1 protein-coding gene is annotated in these 994 nt (G+C 68.1%); it reads left to right on the forward strand.

The features are described 5' to 3' along the window. The coding region (gene malQ / locus B7R93_RS15675) for a 4-alpha-glucanotransferase (RefSeq protein ID WP_232797975.1) at positions 1 to 994 on the forward strand (994 nt) is incomplete at both ends.

Raw genomic sequence — 994 nt, forward strand, 5'->3', positions numbered from 1 at the left:
GTGCGCCGCGACCCGGACGCCCTTCGACGCGCCCGCGAGGAGCACGAAGCGGCGGTCGAGCGACACGTCTACTGGCAGTACCTCTTTCACCGCCAGTGGACGGCCCTGCAGGCCTACTGCCACGCCCGTGACATCCGGCTGTTCGGGGACCTGCCCATCTACGTCGCCCCCGACAGTGCCGACGTGTGGGCTCACCAGGAGCGCTTCCGGCTCGACGACGACGGCACCCCCTCCGTGGTGGCCGGCGTGCCGCCCGACTACTTCAGCCCCGAGGGCCAGCTGTGGGGAAACCCGATCTACCGGTGGGACCGGATGGCAGAGCGCGGCTTCGAATGGTGGACGGAGCGACTGCGGCGCGCGTTTGAGCTGTTCGACGTCGTCCGACTCGACCACTTCCGAGGCTTCGACGAATACTGGTGCATCCCGGCCGCGCACAACACCGCCATTGAGGGCTCCTGGGAGGACGGGCCGGGAGCCGCGTTCTTTCGTGCCATGGAGGACGAGTTTGGGGAGCTTCCCGTCGTCGCCGAGGACCTCGGCATCATTACCGACTCGGTGGGGACGCTGCGAGATACGTTCGAGTTTCCGGGCATGGCCGTCCTGCAGTTCGCCTTCGGCGGCGACCCCGACAACGACTTCCTTCCCCACCACCACCGCCGCAACCTGGTCGCCTACACCGGCACCCACGACAACAACACCATCGTGGGCTGGTGGCGAAAGGGGCTCTCCGACACGGAACGAGAGTTTGCTCGGGCGTACCTCAACCTGCCCGACGCGAATCCCGAGGGCCGCGTCCACCGACAGGCAGTCCGGGCGATGATGGCGTCGGTCGCCGACCGCGTGGTGACGCCAGTGCAGGACGTAATCGGGCTGGGCAGTGAAGGGCGCCTCAACACGCCGGGCACCATGGGGGACAACTGGGCCTGGCGCGTTCTCCCCGACCAGATCACGGAGGCGGACCAGGAGTGGCTCGCGGAGCTTACCCGCCTGTACG

Source organism: Salinibacter altiplanensis (assembly GCF_002894645.1).
In the GTDB taxonomy this organism is placed as follows: Bacteria; Bacteroidota; Rhodothermia; order Rhodothermales; family Salinibacteraceae; genus Salinibacter; species Salinibacter altiplanensis.